General features: G+C 42.2%; 19 protein-coding genes. 4 read left to right on the forward strand and 15 right to left on the reverse strand.

What is annotated here, in order from left to right; genetic code table 11:
• Positions 1-7 precede the first annotated feature (7 nt).
• The 7 genes from MKO06_RS03375 to MKO06_RS03405 all read right to left on the reverse strand — a co-directional run bounded on the left by MKO06_RS03375 (position 8) and on the right by MKO06_RS03405 (position 7,031).
• Positions 8-877 (reverse strand): cupin-like domain-containing protein, encoded by an 870-nt coding sequence (locus MKO06_RS03375; protein ID WP_241550932.1) that lies wholly within the window; start codon positions 875-877, stop codon positions 8-10.
• Positions 878-896: 19 nt separating this feature from the next.
• Positions 897-1,988, reverse strand: coding sequence for a biotin synthase BioB (gene bioB, locus MKO06_RS03380; RefSeq protein WP_241550933.1), 1,092 nt, complete (start codon positions 1,986-1,988; stop codon positions 897-899).
• Positions 1,989-2,072: 84 nt separating this feature from the next.
• The gene (locus MKO06_RS03385; RefSeq protein WP_241550934.1) at positions 2,073-3,227 is read right to left on the reverse strand and encodes a beta-ketoacyl synthase N-terminal-like domain-containing protein; all 1,155 of its coding nucleotides are present in this window, start codon (positions 3,225-3,227) and stop codon (positions 2,073-2,075) included.
• 50 nt (positions 3,228-3,277) lie between these two features.
• Positions 3,278-3,883: an SET domain-containing protein gene (locus MKO06_RS03390; RefSeq protein WP_241550935.1), complete on the reverse strand. Its 606-nt coding sequence runs from the start codon at positions 3,881-3,883 to the stop codon at positions 3,278-3,280.
• A 76-nt stretch (positions 3,884-3,959) separates the two neighbouring features.
• Positions 3,960-5,246: an adenosylmethionine--8-amino-7-oxononanoate transaminase gene (gene bioA / locus MKO06_RS03395; protein ID WP_241550936.1), complete on the reverse strand. Its 1,287-nt coding sequence runs from the start codon at positions 5,244-5,246 to the stop codon at positions 3,960-3,962.
• Positions 5,234-5,857, reverse strand: a complete 624-nt coding sequence (gene bioD / locus MKO06_RS03400) for a dethiobiotin synthase (RefSeq protein ID WP_241550937.1) — start codon at positions 5,855-5,857, stop codon at positions 5,234-5,236. Before bioD ends, bioA begins: the two co-directional genes overlap by 13 nt.
• 1 nt (position 5,858) lies before the next feature.
• Positions 5,859-7,031: an aminotransferase class I/II-fold pyridoxal phosphate-dependent enzyme gene (locus MKO06_RS03405; RefSeq protein ID WP_241550938.1), complete on the reverse strand. Its 1,173-nt coding sequence runs from the start codon at positions 7,029-7,031 to the stop codon at positions 5,859-5,861.
• Positions 7,032-7,039: 8 nt separating this feature from the next.
• Between MKO06_RS03405 and MKO06_RS03410 the strand changes: the two genes are divergently transcribed.
• Positions 7,040-7,477 carry an MgtC/SapB family protein gene (locus MKO06_RS03410; protein ID WP_241550939.1) on the forward strand — a complete coding sequence of 146 codons (438 nt, stop codon included), beginning with the start codon at positions 7,040-7,042 and terminating at the stop codon, positions 7,475-7,477.
• A 2-nt stretch (positions 7,478-7,479) separates the two neighbouring features.
• Here MKO06_RS03410 and mnhG read toward each other — a convergent pair whose 3' ends face one another.
• From mnhG to MKO06_RS03445, 7 genes are read right to left on the reverse strand one after another with little or no spacing between them, the layout of a single operon-like run.
• On the reverse strand, positions 7,480-7,887 hold the full coding sequence (gene mnhG, locus MKO06_RS03415) for a monovalent cation/H(+) antiporter subunit G (RefSeq protein ID WP_241551017.1): 408 nt from the start codon (positions 7,885-7,887) through the stop codon (positions 7,480-7,482).
• The gene (locus MKO06_RS03420) at positions 7,887-8,159 is read right to left on the reverse strand and encodes a cation:proton antiporter (protein ID WP_241550940.1); all 273 of its coding nucleotides are present in this window, start codon (positions 8,157-8,159) and stop codon (positions 7,887-7,889) included. The genes mnhG and MKO06_RS03420 overlap by 1 nt, the downstream gene beginning before the upstream one ends.
• Entirely contained in the window at positions 8,156-8,635 is a 480-nt protein-coding gene (locus MKO06_RS03425) for a Na+/H+ antiporter subunit E (RefSeq protein ID WP_241551018.1), read from the reverse strand. Before MKO06_RS03425 ends, MKO06_RS03420 begins: the two co-directional genes overlap by 4 nt.
• Positions 8,636-8,639: 4 nt before the next feature.
• Entirely contained in the window at positions 8,640-10,154 is a 1,515-nt protein-coding gene (locus MKO06_RS03430; RefSeq protein ID WP_241550941.1) for a proton-conducting transporter transmembrane domain-containing protein, read from the reverse strand.
• Positions 10,151-10,504, reverse strand: a complete 354-nt coding sequence (locus MKO06_RS03435; RefSeq protein WP_241550942.1) for a Na+/H+ antiporter subunit C — start codon at positions 10,502-10,504, stop codon at positions 10,151-10,153. Before MKO06_RS03435 ends, MKO06_RS03430 begins: the two co-directional genes overlap by 4 nt.
• Before the next feature lies 1 nt (position 10,505).
• Complete coding sequence (locus MKO06_RS03440; RefSeq protein ID WP_241550943.1) at positions 10,506-10,922, reverse strand: Na+/H+ antiporter subunit B; 417 nt, start codon at positions 10,920-10,922, stop codon at positions 10,506-10,508.
• A 12-nt stretch (positions 10,923-10,934) separates the two neighbouring features.
• Positions 10,935-13,256: a putative monovalent cation/H+ antiporter subunit A gene (locus MKO06_RS03445; RefSeq protein WP_241550944.1), complete on the reverse strand. Its 2,322-nt coding sequence runs from the start codon at positions 13,254-13,256 to the stop codon at positions 10,935-10,937.
• Between the two features lie 236 nt (positions 13,257-13,492).
• Here MKO06_RS03445 and MKO06_RS03450 point away from each other — a divergent pair, with 236 nt between their 5' ends.
• From MKO06_RS03450 to MKO06_RS03460, 3 genes are read left to right on the forward strand one after another with little or no spacing between them, the layout of a single operon-like run.
• On the forward strand, positions 13,493-14,011 hold the full coding sequence (locus MKO06_RS03450; protein ID WP_241550945.1) for a DUF2975 domain-containing protein: 519 nt from the start codon (positions 13,493-13,495) through the stop codon (positions 14,009-14,011).
• Between the two features lie 3 nt (positions 14,012-14,014).
• Positions 14,015-14,227: a helix-turn-helix domain-containing protein gene (locus MKO06_RS03455; protein ID WP_241550946.1), complete on the forward strand. Its 213-nt coding sequence runs from the start codon at positions 14,015-14,017 to the stop codon at positions 14,225-14,227.
• A gap of 52 nt (positions 14,228-14,279) precedes the next feature.
• A complete protein-coding gene (locus tag MKO06_RS03460; RefSeq protein WP_241551020.1) occupies positions 14,280-16,052 on the forward strand; it encodes a M61 family metallopeptidase in 1,773 nt (590 codons plus the stop codon).
• Positions 16,053-16,198: 146 nt separating this feature from the next.
• Here MKO06_RS03460 and MKO06_RS03465 read toward each other — a convergent pair whose 3' ends face one another.
• Positions 16,199-16,489, reverse strand: a complete 291-nt coding sequence (locus MKO06_RS03465) for a FoF1 ATP synthase subunit delta/epsilon (RefSeq protein WP_156280027.1) — start codon at positions 16,487-16,489, stop codon at positions 16,199-16,201.
• Between the last annotated feature and the right edge of the window lie 6 nt (positions 16,490-16,495).

Here is a 16,495-nt window from a genome sequence, read left to right on the forward strand (position 1 = left end):
GACAACATTATTCTATTCCTGCATTCCTGTGTGTTCGCCTGATAGCGAGTTCATTTTTATAATCTATCCATTCCTGTCCCTTCATCTTTCGCATAAGGTTATCATAATTCCTTACGAACAAAAGGTTATTTAGAACCTCGGCGATCTTGCCAGGTGAACGTGGCAGCGATCTTAGGGTCAAGGACAAACTAGGAGTCTCGTATTTTATAAAATGCCACCATTCGCTTGGAATATATAAACACTCTCCATGCTTCAAACGGGTTTCAAAACCTTTTGCCTGCGCAAGCGCCGGATATTTTTCCAGGTCTGGATCATCCATATCGATGATTTCCATGCTCACGATGGAATAAGGCACTTTATATAACAAACCTGTTTCACTGGGAGGATATAAAATTATCCGCTTTTCACCAACAAAATTGAAATGGAAATTATTGGCCAGGTCCATGTCATAATGCATCACTACCCTGGACCCCTCACCACCTACAAACAGAACAGGTAATTTTTTGAAGAATTTAACCCCCAGGTCTGGATACTTAAAGTCTGAAACCAGCTCAGGACAATTTTGCAGGAGGTTAAAGAAGAACATTCTCAGGTCGGTAGGACCTTTCTGAAGGATATCGATATATTCCCTGAAAGGCCGCTTCATAGCCGGGCCATGGGAATTTTCCCTCCCTTTTGCCGGTTTCCCATCGTAAAGCGGCACCACTATCCCGCCAGCCTTCTTGCGGAAATAATCAAAATCCCACTTTTCCAAAGCCGGCCACTCACTGGTGAGATCCTCAATGATCACCGGCTTTTTGGGATGGAAATACTCCCTGAGGAAATCTTCTTTTGAAAGATCTCTCCTTCTGGGAATATTTTGAAGATCCAGTTTCAATATTTTTAAGGATTACGAACTATGCCTTTGTTTTTGCCTTTTGCTGGGCTTCCAGGTTCCTGTCTATCTTATGTCCAGGCCTGCTCCATTTTGGTTTTTCTCCCTGAGCCTGGAATTTAGAATTTTGGGCATCCACACTTTCCGGTTGTGATTTCTTCACAAAAGGTTTCTGCGGATTTAGCCCCAGCATTTTGAACATTTCCATGTCCTCACTAACATCAGGGTTTGGAGTGGTTAAAAGTTTGTCCCCGGCGAAGATCGAATTGGCCCCGGCGAAAAAGCACATGGCCTGTCCTTCCCTGCTCATTTGGGTACGTCCTGCTGAAAGTCTTACCTGGGTTTCCGGCATTACGATTCGGGTTGTCGCAACCATTCTAATCATGTCCCAGATAGGAACTGGTTTTTGCTCTTCAAGAGGAGTTCCTTCAACGGGCACCAGGGCATTGATCGGTACAGATTCCGGCTGTGGATTCAAGGTGGAAAGCGCTACCAGCATTCCTGCACGATCGGCTTCGCTCTCACCCATTCCAATAATTCCACCGCTGCAAACGGTAACATTGGTCTTTCTTACATTTCCAATGGTGTCCAGCCTGTCCTGGTAACCGCGTGTCGAGATTACTTCCTTATAATATTCTTCTGAAGAATCCAGGTTATGGTTATAGGCATAAAGGCCGGCTTCAGCCAGTCTTTGAGCCTGGTTCTCGGTAAGCATTCCAAGGGTACAGCAAACTTCCATATCCAGTTTGTTGATGGTTCTTACCATCTCTAGTACATTATCGAATTCCTCACCGTCCTTTACATTTCTCCATGCAGCACCCATACATACACGTGAACTCCCGGAAGCCTTGGCACGTAATGCCTGCGCTTTTACCTGGTTAATGCTCATCAGGTCGTTTCCTTCAAGGTCGGTATGGTATCTTGCCGCCTGTGGGCAATAGCCGCAGTCTTCAGGACAACCTCCTGTTTTTATGGATAACAGGGTAGAAACCTGTACGGTATTAGGATCGTGATGTTGACGGTGAATAGTAGCTGCTTCGTAAAGCAACTCCATGAACGGTTTATTATAAATCTCCAGGATCTCTTCTTTGGTCCAGTCGTGTCTAAGTGCCATAAAATTGATTTGTATTCAAAAATAAAGAAAACTGGGCTTTCTAGGGCCCGGCAATGCAATATTTATAAACTTGAAAATTAACAATTAGTTTCTTCTTACCAGGATGGAAACTGCATTTCCTCCAAACCCAACAGAATTCACGAGAATCCTGTTAAACTTTTCAGGTATTTTTTGAAATTCAGAAAACGGAACGGGCAGAAATTGCTGGTGCTCCAGCATCATCATAGCCATTTGCAGGCTCCAGATCCCAGAAGCGGCAAAACTATGACCTACCTTCCATTTATTGCTGGTCATTGCAGGCAAATTGTTTCCGAACACTTTCTTTATGGCATTCACTTCGGCCTGGTCCCCGCCAATAGTACCGGGAGCATGCATAACCACCGCATCTACTTCCTCCACTCGTGCCGAACTCATTGCCATTTTCATGGATTTCTGCAGACATTTTCCATTTTTGGAAAGCGACGCGCCATGTTTCAGTTTTTCATTGGCATAGCCAATCCCTTCAATTAAAACACGGGCATTTTCCTGAATCCCTTCTTCCAGCAACACCAATCCGGCACCCTCACCTAAAAGCATGGTATTCCTGTCCTTTTTCATATCCAGGGAACGACATGGAAAATCCAGCTTTTCGTTTGCATAGATCTTCATTGCCCGCATCTGAGCGAGGGTAAAACCGGTAAGCGGAGCTTCGCTTCCACCGGCGATAAATGAATTCGCCATTCCGCTCTGCAACCAGGCAACCGCGTTAAGGATTGAATGCATGCCGGTAGAACAGGTGACCGAATGTGAAAATTCTGGTCCGTTTACCTGAAGATCCTGGGCTACCCAGGATGAAATATTTCCAAGAGTGGTTGTTGGTGAAGAATAGGTTGAAGTCTTCCCGGTTTTGATATATTCTGAATGGTATTTTTCGAACAGACCGGTAGCTCCACGGCTGCTTCCCAGGTTGATCCCGGTTGAGTTATCTTCCAGTTTCAGCTTGGAAGCCAGCTTGCGACCAGCGATGATGCCGAATAATACAGAATCGTCCAGATTCCGGTACTTGGAATTGTCATCCCTTAGTTTCAATGCTTCCTTTTTGAGTTTTTCAGGAAGGGAACCAACAAGACTTTTATCCCCTTCCACCTCAACTTCAGAAATGAAATGCTTTTCTGAATGATACTTTTCCCAAATTTCGGTGTCTGAACTTCCCAGGGGAGAGATCGTAGCGATCGATTTAATGGATACCGGATTCTTCAAGCCTCGAATTTTTCAGCAAAAATAAGATTGAAAAAGCTTCTGCCTAAATTTCAGGGTTTAAATTCTGTTTTTTCAGGCTCAAAATAGAGATGCCTGGTAGAAAGCATCTTTTGCTTTCCATTTGCGATTCGACCTATTTCCTGCTGCAGGCTCCTGCTTATAAGCTCCATAAGAGGCTGGGGAACTTCAGTAATTAACGGGAAAACCTGGCTCAAGGTTCTATCCCAGTCTTTATAACATCGTAAAATGTCATCTGGTTCTACTGTTTTTCTATCTACTCCCTCGTCTTCCGGAACAAAAGATTCAGACAGGTTCAAATATCCATAATCATCGGTAAGCTCTTCCCCGGGATGGATATCCCGAACGGCAACTTCGAAATTATAAGCGGTGGAAAGGCAACTGGATTTGAAGCTATGGTTCACATATTTCGCGATATCCCAGCAAAGAATATATTCACCTTTCTGGTTTCTGAAGCTGTATTTTTCAAAATGCTCCCTGCTTAGCGGTTTGAAATGTTGGATCTGCTCTTCCCTGAAGACGCCATCCATCTCATCCTGAACCCAGGTTATACTACCCTTGGGGATCAGTTTTGTGGCTACAACGCCAAATCCCTTTTTATCATTTATCCATTCCAGCCTCGTATCAGGATGTATCATATGTATCGAATTAACCGATCTAAATTAGCTAAAAATCAGATTCGATTTTGATAAATTCCTGCTTACCTGAACTTTTTTAGAATTCTGAAATACAGGTCTCTATAGTGTTGTATACTATATTCAATTCGGCATCTGAGATCACATAAGGCGGCAGGATATAAATGGTATTTCCAAGTGGTCTAAGAAAGACGCCCTTATCCATAAAGAATTTGAACAATTGATTTCGCAGGCTGCCATATCTATCGGTTTCTACGTTCAGCTCAAAAGCCATGATCACTCCCATAGAACGTACATTGCTCACTTTTGAATTCTCCTTCAGCTTTTCACAGAAATCTTTGTTCCTTCTTGAAATGTGACCGATGTTTTGCTGAATCTCTTCTGAAATGAGCAACTCCAATCCGGCTAGGGCAGCAGCACAGGCCAGCGGATTGGCTGTATAAGTATGCCCGTGAAACAGTCCCTTTGCAAGCTCATCGGAATAAAAAGCATCATAGATCTTCTGGCTGCAGGAGGTAAGCCCCATGGGTAATAATCCTGCAGTAAGCGCTTTGGACATACAGATGATATCGGGCTTTTCCTCGATATGATCTGAAGCGAAAAATTTTCCGGTTTTTCCGAAGCCGGTCATCACCTCATCAGCCACCAGGATAATATCATGCTCCCGGCAAGTTTTCAGGATGGAATTCAGGCCATCAATATCATGAAATTTCATTGCAGCAGCACCCTGGATAAGGGGCTCGTAAATAAACCCGGCAATGGAATGATCTGCGATTCTTTTTTTCAGGATCTGTAAAACTTCATCATTGTTCTCCCCATTGGGCACCGGGATTCGTTCAACCCTTATAAAATGATCTTCGAAAGCTCCATTATAAACCGACAATCCTGAAACCGACATGGCTCCAAAAGTATCACCGTGAAATCCTTCTTCAAAAGCCAGCATCACCTTGCGATCATTTCCCAGGTTATGATGATACTGCAGCGCCATTTTGATCCCGATCTCGGTAGCCGTGGAACCATTGTCGTTAAAGAATAATTTTTGCTGATTTTCGGGTAACACTTTCATCAAGGCTTCTGAAAGCTCTATGGCAGGTTGATGCGTAAACCCACTAAAGACCACCTGGTCCAGTTGTGTCATTTGTGCTGCTACCTTTTCTGTGATATATGGGTTGCAATGACCATACACAGCCGTATACCAGGAAGAAATCGCGTCTATATATTCCTTTCCCTGGTCATCGGTAAGCGTACAGCCTTTTGCCTGGATTATTGGTAACATATCAGCACTGGTCTTGTGCTGGGTAAGCGGGTGCCACAAATGTTTTTTATCTCTTTCTGTTAAATCGCTCTTTTCAACTATATCTCGCATAATCTTTCTCTAAACTTTTCAGCGTATTCCCTAACCACCATCTCATCGATATAGGGCTCTTCATCGATCCTGCCAATCACTTCCACTTTAGCATGATTTCTAATAGCGGCTTCCGTGGTGTGATGCTCAGCGCCGCTGAAAATGATCCCGATTTTACTGATCCCTCGGTTTTTCAGCGCTTCAATACTCAACAAGGTATGATTGATACTCCCCAGGTAATGTCTTGAAACCAGGATCACCACGTCATCTTTCCCGATAAGATCGGCAATGCTTTGAGTATCATTAAGCGGAACCAGTAACCCGCCGGCACCTTCTATTACCAGGTCATTTTTGGTTTCTGGGCGCTTTATATTTTTTAAATCGATGGTGATGCCGTCAATTTCAGCAGCGGCATGCGGACTCATAGGTGTCTTCAACGCATAGGCATTATCATGAAACCGGGTTTTTTTATTGGAGACCAGCCTTTTTACTTTATGAGAATCTGAATTATCCAGGTCACCCGCCTGTACAGGTTTCCAGTAATCGGCTTGCAGGGCTTCGATCACGATCGCCGAAACCACTGTTTTTCCTACTTCGGTTCCAATCCCGGTTATAAAAAATGTCTTGGGCATATTAGTGTTTCAAAATGATTTTAGATAAAATATTGATAGCTTCTGAAATCTCTTCTTCTGAATTATAAGAATGAATACAGAACCTGAGCCGCTCCCCACCTTCGGGCACCGTTGGCGAAAGTATGGCTTTTACATTGAATCCGCCTGCTTCCAAACCCGAAGCTACTTTTTTTGCCATGGAATTCCCCTTTATCAGGCAAACCTGAATAGCCGAATCACTTTCGATGAAATGTTGAGCCATATCATGGTTTTCAATTTCAGCCTTGAAAAAATCGATGTTCTTTCTCAAATTAAGGAGTTCAGACTGGGTATTTTCCAAACTCCTATATGCAGCGATAATACTAGCTACACTATGTGGCGGCAGGGCGGTGGTGTAAATAAAACTTCTGCAGTAATTCACCAGGTAATCTTTTAGCAGCTTGCTGCCGAGAATCGCTGCGCCATGAGCACCAATGGCCTTCCCAAAAGTGTAGATCCTTGCAAAGACCTTTTTCTCCAACTCCATATGCTGCACCAGGCCTTCGCCCTTTTCTCCAAAAACACCTGTAGCATGCGCCTCGTCTATCACCAGCCTTGTATTATAATTATCGGAAATCTTTATCAGCTCTTCCAGGTTTGGAGAATCACCATCCATGGAGAAGATCGATTCTGTCACGATGTAAACCTCCGAATTTTCATCAAACTCGATCCTTTCCAGTTTTTTCTGAAGATCCTCAAGATCATTATGCCTGAATTTGAATTTACGGGCATGGCTCATCTGTATCCCATCCCTTATCGAGGCATGCGAAAGCTCATCATAAACTATAAAATCATCCTTTTGAGGTACTGCTGAAAAAAAACCAATATTGGCATCGTAGCCAGAATTAAAGACTAAAGCCGACTGCGCATTATGAAAACTGGCCAGCTGATTCTCCAGGTTTTTGAACAACGGATAATTTCCCGATAAAAGCCTTGAACCAGTTGCCCCGTTTAAAGGAAAATGTTCCTTAACCAGCTTGGAAGCCGACTCAAAGATTTCCCTAGAACGAGAGAAACCCAGATAATCATTTGAAAAAAAATCCACACCCGAGTTCTGTGACCGGAGTTCACGAAAGGAATTCTCTTCTTTTCTTTTCTGAAGTCTTTTCTCTAACTTTAATGGAAGTTTTCGCATAGAACAAAAATAATCATTCATTAGGATTTATGGACTGGAGTTTATTTGCTTTACGAGTTAGCCTTGCAACTATTGCCGGATTGATCATAGGCCTGGAAAGAGAGATACAGGGTAAAGGCGCCGGACTTAAAACCAACGCACTGGTAGCATTGGGCGCTTCGATTTTTATATTGATGTCACTAGATTTTGAAGGAGATAAATATGTAGACATCACCCGTGTTTTAGGCCAGGTCGTGGTGGGAATTGGCTTTATAGGCGCCGGAACCATTCTTGAAAAGAAAGACAAGGTAAAAGGTCTTACCACTGCTGCAACGGTTTGGTGCAGCGCTGCTTCAGGTTGTCTTGCCGGCTATGGGCTTTATACCGAACTCGCGATCGTAAGTTCTATAATCCTGATCATCAACCTCGTTTTCGGATACATAGAACATAAAATGATCAAAAAGAAGAAAAAGGAAAGCGATGACTAAAATTATTTATCACCGTTCATTTTAGAGTGGTCTACGTTATCTTCAGGAGTATTATCAACCACACTCTTTAATTCATGTGTGTTCTTCTGATATTTCCCGCTAAGATCATCCATCACCGATTTATCCCAAAGCTTGACCCCTATAAAATAAGAAGCCCTGCCAATAAGATGCGCACTTACCGGGGCGGTAAGAAAGATGAATAATATAATCACAAAGGCCTGGGAAGTAACATCAGAATCACTGAAATACACCATACTGGCCATAAGCAAAAGCCCAACCCCGAGGGTCGCGGCTTTGGTAGTCACCGAAATGCGAAGATAGGTATCCGGCATACGTATCATTCCAACAGCAGCCAGGAGTACAAATAAGGCTCCGAAAGTAGCAAGAGTTCCTATGATAATATCTATGATCATTTTCTTCTTCTTTTTTCCAGGTAATAAGATAAAGCTACGGTACTCAAAAAGGCGATTAGGGCCAGGATTAGCGCTACATCCATTAATGTTGAATGATCGTAGACGATACTATAAATGGCAATAACCCCTATACCTGTGGTTATGATAAGGTCCAGTGAAATGATCTTATCAGCAATACTTGGACCCTTGATGAACCTCCAGAATATCAGTACGGCAGAGATCACCAGTACAGGTAGAATTATATAATATAAATAGTCTTCTAACGTCATGATTTAAATACTTCCAATATTCTACGTTCAAATCCGTCCTTAATACTTCTGATGAACTTCTCTTTATCGTCTATGTACATGGCATGCACAAAAAGCACTTTTTTATCGTTGGAAACATCAATACTTAAAGTTCCCGGAGTAAGTGAGATCATATTCGCCAGGACCGTAATAGCAAGATCTGACTTCACTTCCAGTGGTACCATGATGATACCCGGAGTCATATTAAGTCTTGGTGTGATCACTTCATAAGCTACCTGCAGATTTGCCTTTACCAGCTCATATAAAAAGAACAAAAGCAATAAAATCGTCTTCGGAACAATTAAAAAATATCTTGTTTTTCCCCTTCCGGCAGTGATCAGCCACAGGATATGAAAATTAAGAAAGAACCCAAATAAATAATTCTCAAAAGAAAAATCTCCTGTAAGGGCAACCCAGACAAAAGTGAGTAATATGTTAGATAAGAATTTATTCTTCATCATCCTACTTCGACGTTTTTAAAACCGTGTTGATATACCCTTCGGTATTTACCAGTTCACTGGCAATCCTTGCCGACACCTCCTGAATATGCTCTGCGCCAAACCCGATGTACAAAGATACAATACTCAATAAAGCCACCGGAAATATGAACTGCCACCTTTTAAAGGTGGTCATATTTTCAAAATAACCAAAATGTTTTCTAAACGGAAGTTCTTCGCCTTTTTTCCAGAAAACTTCTGCCCACAATCTTGCAATGATCACAAGGGTAATAAAACTCGCAAAAATGATCGCTGCCACGGTTATGTAAGAACCCTGGCTAAAGCCTGCCTTGATCAGGTTGATCTTTGGCCAAAATCCAGATAATGGAGGGATACCCACCAGTGAAAACAACGGGATAAACAAGAGCAAACTTATTTTTGGCCATTTCGCATAAATATCACCTAACTGGCGCATGCTGTTAGTTCCCTTGATTCGGTAAACCACTCCACTTAACATGAACAGGTTGGTCTTTACAACAATATCGTGTATAAGGTAAAAGATAGCCCCTGCAATGGCAATTTCGGTTAACATTCCCAAACCAGCGATCATATAACCTATGTGGCAAATAATAAGATAGGAAAACACCTTTCTCATATTATTCTGAACCAGGGCACCAATTCCTCCACTTATTAGGGTGAGAATTGCAATAATGATAAGGATCTTATTCAGGAAGACGTCACCTGTAAAAATAAGTGTGAACACCCTCAATAAAGCATAAACCCCTACTTTGGTCAATAGTCCCCCAAATATCGCTGAAACGGCGAAAGGCGGTGTATGGTACGATGCCGGCAGCCAGAAATACAAGGGAAAAACACCCGCCTTGATCCCGAAACCAATAAGGAAAAGTATACCTGTAATTTCTACCAGCCCGCGATTTTCAACTTCTGCGACCTTCCCGGCCAGATCGGCCATATTAAGACTTCCGGTAAGTCCGTAAAGAACCGCGATAGCCGTTAAAAAGATCATGGATGCAAGGATATTAAGCGTAAAGTATTTTACTGCTCCCTCTAACTGGGCCTTTTCTCCTCCAATGGTGATCAATACAAATGAGCTAATAATGATAATTTCAAACCATACATATAAGTTGAAGATATCTCCTGTTAGGAAAGCTCCATTAAGCCCCAGCAATAAAAAGTGAAGGATGGGAAAATACCCGAATCTAAGCCGGTCTCTCAATACAGACCCCGCCGAAAATATGGAAACGGCAAGCCCGGCTATGGCGGTTAAAAGCACCAGTGTTACTGCCAGTGTATCTGCCACAAAAGTGATCCCAAATGGCGCCTCCCAGTTACCCGACTGTATGGTCATGGTCCCGTTCACCCATACTTCGTAGAAAAGCCATCCTGCAAGGCCAACACTAATAAAGCTTCCAATTACGCTAAAAACCTTCTGAAAACTGATCTTAAACCAGGCAAACATAAGTATCACACTTATGGCTATTTGAAGGAAAAGAGGATATAAAATTATCTGTTGTGTCATGAATCTTCGTCGGTTGCGTTCATTTCATCAAGATCGTCTGTTCGTACCACGGTGTGCGCTCGTTTTACCAGTACAATGGCAAAAGACTGCAGACCGAAACTAATCACGATCGCTGTAAGGATCAATGCCTGAGGCACCGGATCGGCAAAAGCTTCAGAAAAGACCTTTGCATCCCCGGGAATTATAGGCGGCGCTCCCTTGGTGATACGCCCAAGAAAAAATATGAGCAGGTTCGCACCATTACCAAGCAAAATAATTCCAATGATCAGTTTTACCAGACTTCGCCTTAACATCATATAGATGCCGGTCGCATATAAAATTCCGATCATTATTGCTAAAAGGATCTCCATATCAGGCCGATTCTGAAATTGTGAAAATTATTGTAAGGGTTACTCCTACTACCACCAGGTAAACCCCAATATCAAAAAACAAGGCTGAGCCCACAGAGCCCAGAATTGCCACCGGGTCATGCGACCATAATCCAGTCATAAAAGGCAAATCTGTAAACAGGACTGGTGCGAGCCCGCTCAAAAAAGAGATGGATAGTCCTAAAGGTATTAGAAATCCAGGGTGAATCACCAGTAGTTCCTTGGTGTTGGGCAAGCCATTCGCAAAGGCATGTAAGATAAAAGCGATTGCCGCAATTAGTCCGCCAACAAAACCTCCACCAGGCAAATAGTGCCCTCGAAGTAGGATGAACACCGAAAAAACCAGCAATACTGGTAACAGGTAATTCGATGCCGTTTTTAATATGATCGTTGTTCGCATAATTTCCAGATTCTATTTATCCTGATAGCGTTTTCTATCTGCCATTTTCAACCTCAATTTCATAAGCCCGAATACACCTACTGCTGCGATCGAGAGAACAGAAATCTCGATTAGCGTATCTGCACCCCTGAAGTCTACCAGGATCACGTTCACCACATTCTTTCCGTGAGCCTCGAGGTAGGCATTTTGAGCATAAAATTCACTAACATTCTTATTTACCGGCTCTGCCAGGACTTCCAGTGCAAGGGTAGTGATCAGGATTCCAAAAATCGATGATAATATTCCGTCCCTAACCCGGGTCTTGTAATCTGACAATTTTAAATACTTAGGAAGTTTATACAGCACCAGCACAAAAAGGATCACCGTAAGGGTATCTATAGAAAACTGGGTCATGGCAAGATCGGGCGCACTGTAGATCACAAAGATCAAACAGATGGCCAGACCCACGACTCCCATCCCAACAACGGCCGAAAGCCTTGACTGGGTAAAAACAGTATAAAATATTCCGCCAATCAATATAAGCGTAGTACCAATTTCATAAATAGTGAGCCTGGACAGCGAGTGATAATCGATCACGAAATTCGTATTTCCGAACAGAATATATCCTACCAGCACTACCAGGAAAAGAATGATTATCGAAATATAATTCCTCAGATATCCGTTCTGAAAAAATCCAGTCCAGAAATAGGAGATATCTATAAAAACCTTATTGAACCTGACCAGGAGGCTTTCAGGAGAAATATTATCGAATCTTGCTGCCTTTGATTCGAGCTTCGCTGAAGGCTTTACAAAGAAATAAAGAGCAATTCCTGTAGCAATGGTTATAAGGCTGAGAATGAATACCAGGTTAAATCCATGCCACAAAGCAAGGTGAATTTCGGAAGCATCTGCACCCATGGCCTCTACTACCGGCTTTACCAGAGAGGACTCAATAATGAAAGGTGCCACCCCGAATACGATTCCCAGTATTGCCAGAAGCACTGGTGGAAACCATAAGATAAAGCCAGGTTTTTTTACATTTTCATGTTCCTGAGGCAACTTTCCTGTAAAAGGTTTGATCCCGGCGACAAAGCCGGCATAAAGCAATAATATTTTAGTGATCACGATAGCGATGATCAAAATGATCGCCAGCATTTCTGAATGAAGCGTCGCTTCGTAGGTCAATTCTTTTCCAAGGAAACCAATTGTAGGCGGAATACCTGCACTCGAGATCGCTGCAAGGATTCCCGCGATCCCAACCGGTAGCATGATCTTATTGAGACCGGCAAGCCTGGTAACATCCCGGGTATGAGTTTGATGATCTATAATTCCGGTAACCAGGAATAAAGTAGCTTTATATAATGCGTGAACTATGATGAATACTGCCGCCGCAAGAAATGCCTCCTGCGTTCCAAGCCCTGTTAAGAACACGAGGATACCAAGGGCCGAAATCGTTGAATAGGCAAGTATTCCTTTAAGGTCGGTTCTAAAGAGCGTATGAATTGCAGAATATAGCATTGTGACTCCACCCACAGCTATTAAACTGATATTCCAAAGGTCTTCTCCTCCTAAAACGGGCGTAAAACGCATTAACAAATACACACCGGCCTTAACCATCGTTGCCGAATGCAGATAAGTAGAAACAGGAGTAGGAGCCTTCATCGCGCCCGGTAACCAGAAATGGAATGGAAACTGTGCCGACTTTGTAAATGCTGCTCCAAAGATGAATAATACAGCAAGAAAATAGAATTCGTGGCCGGTGATCGCATCTTGCATGCTTAGCATTTCAGAAATGCTGTAAGTCCCGGTCATGGTGTTCAGTAAGAGCGCACCTGCAAGTAGAAACAAACCACCAATTCCTGTTATCCCCAGGGCGGTTAGCGCCGATTTTCTTGAAGCCGGATTGGTATTATTAAAACCTATCAGGAAAAAGGAAGAGATACTCGTTAACTCCCAGAACACGAACAAGGTGATCATATTATCTGAAAGTACCAGCCCCAGCATGGCTCCCATAAAGGAGGCCAAATATCCATAAAAGCGATCTAAATACTCATGCCCTTTCAAATAGGAAGAAGTATAGAAAAATACCAGAAATCCTATTCCTGTGATCAGCAAGGAGAATAGCAGTGATAGGCCGTCCAGTTTAAAGCCAAGATCCACGCCAAATGATGGTATCCACTGGTAAGTCTTTAGGAAAACTTCGCCATTAGACACAGGTAATATAAATTGAGTGAAATATAAAAACAGGCCTAATGGGATTATTGAAGCGAGTAAAGAAAGCTTACCCTTAAAAAATTTTCCCGCGAAAACGAGAAAAATAGAGAATAAAAAACCTGTAAGAATTGCGGTAAGCATACTTATTAAAAATCTGTTCCTCGCAAATATAATAGTTATTATTGAAGAATACTGAGCAGAAGAAGGCAGAGATGAACTTCGATCCTGTTAAGTAATTGTTATGAAGATAATTATGCCCAACAGCATTTTTTCAATCTATGCATAAGTAAAATCGATTGCACACCAGAAGTTTTTAAAGCAAAAATTATTGTTTATCAATAATTTTTATAGTTTTACGCTGTATCAAGCTTTAAAATATGAAACCTCACCCCTATCTAAAATTGATCATCTCCATTTCATTCTACCTGCTTTTACTAAAATTTATCCTCTCGATTGGCTTATATCTCTGGATCTTATTTGGCGGAAGAATTAAATTACGATCAATAAATTTTCTGGATCAAAAACTGGTCGAAGAGTCATTCGGCGCCACTATGATTATTTCGACTTTTGAATTGGTTTTAACAGGGCTTTTTGCTTACTCTTTATATGTACTGAAAAAACTTGTTGAAGAATTTGAAAAAGAAAAACTGTACACCCCTAAACAAATTGCGGGATTGAAACTTGCAGGCTCAATGATTATAAGCATTACCATCCTGGAATGGTTTATAGATTTTTTCACAAGAGCAGTTGCCGAGAGCCGTTTAAGCCTGGGGATCTATTTCGACAATCCTGGTAACCCCTGGCTTCTTATCGCTACCGGATTATTCTTCATTTATCTTAGTAAGGTATTTAAAAACAGTGCTGAATTAAAACGGGATAAAGACCTAACTATTTAAAAAATGGCAATTCAGATCAATCTCGATAAGATCCTGGAAGAAAGAGGCATGAAGAGCAATGAACTGGCAGATATCATTGGGATCACCACGGCTAATCTTTCCATTCTGAAAACCGGAAAAGCAAAAGCCATTCGATTTTCTACGCTGGAAGCCATCTGCAAAGCGCTGGATTGCCAGCCCGGAGACATACTCAGTCACAATCCGGAAAGCGAATAGTTCTTTCACTCCAATAAAAATTTTACTTTAGAGCAAATTTCAAAAATCTATGATGCGTTTACTTATAATTGCCATTTTTCTGATTGGTTTCTTCGGAAATGCCCAGACGAACTCCTATTCCATTTCTTTTGAAAATGCGGTTCATCACGAGGCCAAAGTACTTATTAATTTTCCGCAGGTTAAATCCAAAAGCCTGGAAATTAGAATGAGCCGAACTTCTCCTGGCAGATACGCCCTGCATGAATTCGTGAAGAACGTATACGGTTTTAAAGCGACCAACAGCAAGGGAGAAGCCCTGGAGGTTACTCGCAAGGATCCTTACTCCTGGGAAGTGAGTGAACATGACGGAACGATCAATATTGAATATACCCTTTTTGCGAACCGGGGTGATGGTACTTATTCGCAAATTGATGAGACCCACGCCCACCTCAATATGCCAGCCACTTTTATGTATGCTGCAGAACTCGAACATAGATCTATAAAGGTTCATTTCGCGGTGCGTAAAGACCTGGACTGGAAAGTGGCAACACAATTGAAACTGGAAGGCAATACGACCTATTCTGCTCCTGACCTTTATTATTTTATGGACAGCCCAACCGAGATCAGTGATTTTGATCTGAAGGAATTCGAACTGGATGGACAACAGATCCAGTTCGCCCTTCATCATAAAGGTACTGAAGAGGAATTTGCCGAATATTTCGACCAGGTTAAGCGAATCGTGATCCAGGAAAAAGAAGTATTTGGAGAGTTACCAGATTTCGATTATGATAAATACACGTTCCTGGCCTGTTATATGCCCAATGTTTCGGGTGACGGAATGGAGCATCGAAACAGCACCATTTTAACCGATAGGGAAAGCCTTGCCGAAGGCGGAATGAAAGGAAACATCGGGACAGTAGCCCATGAATTCTTCCACGCCTGGAATGTGGAACGAATTCGCCCGGAAGACCTGGAGCCTTTCGATTTTACTGAAGCCAACATGTCTGCTTCCTTATGGTTCGCTGAAGGATTTACCAGCTACTACACCGGACTGATGCTTCGCAGGGCTCAGATAATCACTTCAGAAGAATATATCAACGGATTGAATGGTACCTTTAATTATGTATGGAATTCACCTGCACTTGAGTATTTCAACCCTATTGAAATGAGCTACCAGGCGCCCTTTGTAGACGCTGCGACTTCCGTTGATCCGGTAAACCGGGAAAATACCTTTGTTTCCTATTATTCCTACGGAAGTGTTCTTGGCCTTGCGTTGGATCTGGCTTTAAGGGGAAAAGAATTGAATCTGGACGATTTTATAAAACTCATGTGGGAAAAACACGGCAATTCTGAAGTTTCCTACTCTGTAGAAGACATCGAAGAGACTCTGGCAGAATATGCCGGGAAGGAATTTGCTTCAGAATTCTTTCAGAAACACATCTACAACAGCCAGATGCCGGACTATAAAGAGCTTTTTGAACCAGTAGGAGTAAAGATCAGCCAGGATGATGAGAAAAACCATTTTGGAGCTTCCTTGAGAGAAACAGAAGGCGGCCTTGAAATCGCCAGGAACACTTATAAAACCAGCCCGGCTTATAAGGCAGGTTTAACAGAAGGTGACCTTATTATTAGCATTGACGGAACTGAAGTGAATTCGAACGAGGATTTCAAAAAGTTGATCAGCGAAAAGAAGAATGGCCAAGTAAAGATCGCTTTTAAACGCTTCGGTGAGGAGAGAACTACCGAAGTAGAGCTTTCAGAAGATCCTACCTATAAGATCGAGATGAGGGAAAACCCTTCAAAGGAGCAGCTTGAAAACAGGAAAAACTGGTTGAATTCAAAATAAAAAATAATAAAATAGACTTCACAGGTTTTTTTCAAAACAGAGACCTCAAAGGTTTTAGAAACCTGTGAGGTCTGAATGAAACTATGAATCCTGGAAATAAAAAAAGGCCTTCAAATGAAGGCCTTTATATTTTAAAGTTCTGAAAGTTAATCGGCCAATACGATCGCCTTATTATCTTTCATTTCAAGAACTCCTCCTTTTATTGCATAGTAAACAACGTTAGAACCTTCAGTTCTGAAACCAGACTGATCCTTTCTTTTTACCTCGTTGGAACTTCCGGCAGCAAGATTGATCTTTACTTCACCTTCGGTTAAGGTAGAAACGATAGGAGCGTGATTATTCAGCATCTGGAATTCCCCATCGTGACCTGGTACTTTTACCGCGTCTACCTGAGCTCTGAATACTACTGCTTCGGGAGTTACTATCTCTAAATACATCTAACT

The sequence above is a fragment of the Christiangramia oceanisediminis genome, from assembly GCF_022570735.2.
GTDB classification, from domain to species: domain Bacteria; phylum Bacteroidota; class Bacteroidia; order Flavobacteriales; family Flavobacteriaceae; genus Christiangramia; species Christiangramia oceanisediminis.